This window comes from Cellulomonas sp. NPDC057328, assembly GCF_042667215.1.
GTDB lineage: Bacteria > Actinomycetota > Actinomycetes > Actinomycetales > Cellulomonadaceae > Cellulomonas.
The window spans coordinates 1-4,926 of the sequence record NZ_JBHUZW010000182.1 but is presented as its reverse complement, the minus strand read 5'-3'; the positions used below and the strand labels follow the sequence as shown (position 1 = coordinate 4,926).

Below are 4,926 nucleotides of genomic sequence, written 5' to 3'. Positions count from 1 at the left end.
GGCGGGGGGGCCGCCCCGCGCGCCGCCCGGCACCGCCGCGCGCGGCGCACTAGCGTGGACGTGACCAGGGCGTCCGCGGACGCCGCGGAGCGATCCCGGGAGCAGGCATGAGCACCGCCGACCCGCAGCGGCCCGCGGGGGGCCCCGCCCGCGACGGCGCGGACGAGCCCGGCACCGACAGCGGCCGGCACGCCGTCGCCCGTCCGGTCCCGACGCCGCCGGAGCCGCTGGGCCCCGTGCCGGCGTCGCCCGGCCCGCCCACGACCGCGGCGACCCACCCGGAGACGAGCCCCGCCGCGCCCCCGGCCGCCCCGCGCCCGGCGGCGCGGCCCGGCGACGCGGCGCAGGGCACCGCGGCCGGCGCGACGTCGGCCGGCGCGACGGCGGTCGGCGCGACGGGAACGGGCCACGACGGCACGCACGACGGCCCGCACGGCACGGCACCCACGTCCCCGGCCGGTGACGACCGGCGCGACCGCGACGACGACGACCTCTTCCCCGACCCGAACGCGCCGCGCACGGTGCACCCGCTCACGCACGTGCTGGGCGTCGTCGTCGGCCTGCTGCTGGCGCCCGTCGCGGCCGTCGTGGTGCTGCTGGGGCAGTCGCGCGTCCTGCGGGTGCAGGCCGGCGACTGGGACGCGTCCCTCGAGATCCTCGGCATCGTGCTCGTGTCGGTCGGCGTGGTGCTCCTCGCGGCGGTCGTGCTGCTCGCGCTGTGGACGCCGGCGGTGCCGCTCACCGGGGGCGTCGTGCTCGGCGCGCTCGGCGGGCTCGCGCTGTACGCACCGGGGATCGCGCGGCAGCAGGCGCTGGCGCTGGTCGGCGACGCGTGGTCGCGCACGACCGTGGAGGCGACGGTGGCGGCGACGTCGGGCACGCTGCTGCTCGTCGGCGTGCTGCTGCTCGTGTCCGGGCTCGTCGCGGCGGCGGCGCGCCGCCGGGGCGTGCACCTGGGCGCCTTCCGCGAGCGGAACCGGGCGGCCTGACGCGTCGCCCGCCGCGCGGGGTCCGCGGGCGCGGCGGCCCCCGCGTCCCGGCCTTCCGGACGTACCGGACGGCGTCGACGCGCACGTGGGACGCGTGCGCCGCGTCGCCGCGCGGGACTAAGGTCCGTGGCGAGGACCCCTCAGGTCAGCACCGAAGAGCCGCACCGACGCCGTTGCGCAGGGAGACACCGTGACCGACCAGTCCGCCGCCCCCACACCGACCGACGCCGCGCCCGCCGCGACGCCGGGCCTGGAGAACCTCCTCACGGAGAGCCGCAGCTTCCCCCCGTCGCCGGAGTTCGCGGCGCAGGCGAACGCGACCGCCGACCTGTACGCGTGGGCGAACGCCGACCGGCCGGGGTTCTGGGGCGACCAGGCGCGCGAGCTGCTCACGTGGTCGACGCCGTTCACGCAGACCCTCGACTGGTCGGACGCGCCGTTCGCCCGCTGGTTCGCGGACGGCCGGCTGAACGCGGCGTACAACGCGGTGGACCGGCACGTCGAGGCCGGCAACGGCGACCGCGTCGCGCTGCACTTCGAGGGCGAGGGCGGCGACACCCGCACGCTGACGTACGCGGACCTGCAGCGCGAGGTGTCCAAGGCCGCCAACGCGATCGCCGCGCTCGGCGTCCGCACGGGCGACCGCGTCGCGATCTACATGCCGCTGATCCCCGAGGCGGTCGTGACGATGCTCGCGTGCGCGCGCATCGGCGCCCCGCACTCGGTGGTGTTCGGCGGGTTCTCGGCGGAGGCGCTGAGTTCGCGCATCCTCGACGCCGAGGCGAAGCTCGTCGTCACGGCCGACGGCGGCTTCCGCCGCGGCGCCCCGAGCGCGCTGAAGCCGGCCGTCGACGAGGCCCTCGCCAAGGGCGCGCCGAGCGTGCAGCACGTGCTCGTGGTCCGCCGCACGGGCCAGCCGGTCGAGTGGACGCAGGGCCGCGACGTCTGGTGGCACGAGGCGGTCGACGTCGCGTCCGCCCAGCACACGCCGGTGGACGTCGAGGCCGAGCACCCGCTGTTCATCCTCTACACGTCGGGGACGACCGGGAAGCCGAAGGGCATCTTCCACACCACGGGCGGGTACCTCGCGCAGGCGGCGTTCACGCACCTCAACGTCTTCGACCTCAAGCCGGAGACGGACGTGTACTGGTGCACGGCCGACATCGGCTGGGTCACCGGCCACACGTACGTCGTCTACGGACCGCTCGTGAACGGCGCGACGCAGGTCATCTACGAGGGCACGCCCGACACGCCGCACCGCGGCCGCTGGTGGGAGATCGTGCAGAAGTACGGCGTCTCGATCCTCTACACCGCGCCGACGGCGATCCGCACGTGCATGAAGTGGGGCGAGGAGATCCCGGCGCAGTTCGACCTGTCGTCGCTGCGCGTGCTCGGGTCGGTGGGCGAGCCCATCAACCCGGAGGCGTGGATGTGGTACCGCCGCGTCATCGGCGGCGACCGCACGCCCATCGTCGACACGTGGTGGCAGACCGAGACGGGCGCGATCATGATCAGCCCGCTGCCCGGCGTCACCGCCGCCAAGCCGGGGTCGGCGCAGGTGCCGCTGCCGGGCATCGCCGCGGACGTCGTCGACGACGACGCGACGCCGGTGCCGGACGGGCACGGCGGCTACCTCGTGCTCACCGAGCCGTGGCCCGCGATGCTGCGCGGCATCTGGGGCGACCCGGAGCGGTACAAGGACACGTACTGGTCGCGGTTCCGGAACATCTACTTCGCCGGCGACGGCGCCAAGAAGGACGACGACGGCGACATCTGGCTGCTCGGCCGGGTCGACGACGTCATGAACGTGTCCGGCCACCGGCTGTCCACCACGGAGATCGAGTCGGCCCTCGTCTCGCACCCGTGGGTCGCGGAGGCGGCCGTCGTCGGCGCGACCGACGAGACCACCGGTCAGGCGGTCGTCGCGTTCGTCATCCTGCGCGGCGACGCCACGGAGGCCGCCGGCTCCGACGCCGCCGCCGTGCAGCAGACGCTGCGCGACCACGTCGCCCGGGAGATCGGCCCGATCGCGAAGCCGCGGCAGATCCTCGTCGTGGCGGAGCTGCCCAAGACGCGGTCCGGCAAGATCATGCGCCGGCTGCTGCGCGACGTCGCGGAGCACCGGCAGGTCGGGGACGCGACGACGCTCGCCGACTCGTCCGTCATGGACCTCATCGCCGCAGGCCTGAACCAGCCGGCGGCGTCCGCGGACTGACCGCCGCGCCCGCCGCGACGCGCACGGCCCGGTCCCCGTCACGGGGGCCGGGCCGTGGTGCGTCCGGGCCCGGTGGCCCGGCGCGCGCGAGGCCCGGGCCCGGGCGGGGAAGCGCTTGCGGGGCACCCGCACGGCGAAGCGTTTAGGCCGTGGAGCGCCCCTGACGCTGCTGGTTGTGTGACCCGCGCACCCGCCCGTCACCGGCCGGCGGACAGGCGGGCGGGTGCACGTCAGCACCCACATCGGCGGAACGAGGACGTCCCATGAAGCACCTGACCACGCGCGCGGTCGCGGCCTGCGCGGCCGCGCTGCTCGCCGTCGGCGGCATCACCGCCGCCGCGACCTCGGCCACGGCCGCCGACCCGGTCGGCCTGCACGTCGAGGGCACCCGGCTCGTCGAGGAGAACGGCACGCCCTTCGTGGCCCGCGGCGTCAGCCACGCGCACACCTGGTACGTCTCCGAGACCCCGCGGGCGATCCCCGCCATCCGCGCGGCCGGGGCGAACGCGCTGCGCGTGGTCCTGTCGAACGGCGTGCGGTGGACGAGGAACGACGCCGCGGACGTCACGCGCGTCATCGACCTGTGCCGCGCCAACCAGCTGGTCTGCATGCTCGAGGTGCACGACACCACCGGCTACAACGACCAGAGCGGCGCCGCGACGCTCGCGTCGGCCGCCGAGTACTGGGTGTCGCTGCGCAGCGTCCTGCAGGGCACGGAGGACTTCATCCAGATCAACATCGGCAACGAGCCCTACGGCAACGGCGCGAGCACCGCCACGGGGTGGGCGGCCGACACCGCCGCGGCGATCCGCACCGTGCGCGCCGCCGGCCTGCGCCACAACATCGTCGTGGACGCCCCGAACTGGGGCCAGGACTGGTCCGGCACCATGCGCGACCAGGCGCCGACGGTCGCGGCGGCCGACCCCGACCGCAACACGCTGTTCTCGGTGCACATGTACGGCGTCTACGCGCAGGCCTCGACGATCACGTCGTACCTGGACGCGTTCGCGGCCAACGGCCTGCCGCTCGTCATCGGCGAGTTCGGCTTCGACCACTCCGACGGCAACCCGGACGAGGACACGATCATGGCCGAGGCCCAGCGCCGCGGCATCGGCTACTACGGCTGGTCGTGGTCCGGCAACGGCGGCGGCGTCGAGTACCTCGACATGGTGACGGCCTTCGACCCGGCGCGGTTCACGTCGTGGGGCACGCGGATCTTCGCGGGCGCGAACGGCATCCGGGCGACCGCCCGCACGGCGACGTTCTTCGGCGGCGCCACGCCGACGCCCACCCCGACGGTCACGCCGACGCCGACGCCCACGGTGACGCCGACGCCGACCGCCACCCCGACGCCGACGGCCACGCCCACGCAGCAGCCCGGCGGCGCCTGCACCGCGCGGCTGCGCGTCACCGGCACCTGGCCGGGCGGGTTCCAGGGCTCGGTCGACGTCACCGCCGGCACCGCCGGCACGTCGTCCTGGCGGACGTCGTTCGCGCTGCCCGCCGGCGCGTCGGTGTCGCAGGGCTGGAGCGGCACGTTCGCGGCCTCGGGCGGCACGGTCACGGTGACCAACGCGGCGTGGAACGGCCGCCTCGGCGCGGGCCAGACCACGAGCTACGGCTTCATCGGCTCGGGCACCGCCCCGACCGGCACGGTCGCGGTGTCCTGCTCCTGACCCCGGTCCCCGACCCACGGCGACGGCCTCCGACCTCCGGGTCGGG

At 75.8% G+C, this 4,926-nt stretch carries 3 protein-coding genes; all 3 read left to right on the top strand.

Translation table 11 applies throughout. The features are described 5' to 3' along the window. The first annotated feature begins 107 nt into the window (after positions 1-107). The 3 genes from ACFUMH_RS18600 to ACFUMH_RS18590 all read left to right on the top strand — a co-directional run bounded on the left by ACFUMH_RS18600 (position 108) and on the right by ACFUMH_RS18590 (position 4,880). Positions 108-989 (top strand): hypothetical protein, encoded by an 882-nt coding sequence (locus ACFUMH_RS18600; protein WP_378209020.1) that lies wholly within the window; start codon positions 108-110, stop codon positions 987-989. Positions 990-1,179: 190 nt separating this feature from the next. Continuing rightward, positions 1,180-3,204, top strand: coding sequence for an acetate--CoA ligase (gene acs, locus ACFUMH_RS18595; protein ID WP_378209018.1), 2,025 nt, complete (start codon positions 1,180-1,182; stop codon positions 3,202-3,204). Between the two features lie 263 nt (positions 3,205-3,467). After that, a complete protein-coding gene (locus ACFUMH_RS18590) occupies positions 3,468-4,880 on the top strand; it encodes a cellulase family glycosylhydrolase (RefSeq protein ID WP_378209016.1) in 1,413 nt (470 codons plus the stop codon). Positions 4,881-4,926 lie beyond the last annotated feature (46 nt).